Below are 238 nucleotides of genomic sequence, written 5' to 3'. Positions count from 1 at the left end.
GACTACTAGGGTATCTAATCCCGTTTGCTCCCCTGGCTTTCGCGCCTCAGCGTCAGAAGAGGTCCAGCGAGCCGCCTTCACCACCGGAGTTCCTGTGAATATCAACGCATTTCACCGCTCCACTCACAGTTCCGCTCGCCCCTACCTCCCTCGAGGCCGTCAGTATCTGAGGCAGTTCCACGGTTGAGCCGCGGGATTTCACCCCAGACTTGACAGCCCGCCTACGCGCCCTTTAAGC

1 rRNA gene is annotated in these 238 nt (G+C 59.7%); it reads right to left on the bottom strand.

Annotation, left to right across the window (positions count from 1 at the left end):
* Window positions 1–238, bottom strand: a 16S ribosomal RNA gene (locus ACTHS3_RS18580); the annotation flags it as partial.

This window comes from Neisseria sp. P0009.S007, from assembly GCF_051962515.1.
The sequence above is the reverse complement of the archived record's forward strand: the minus strand, read 5'-3'. Positions and strand labels throughout refer to the sequence as shown.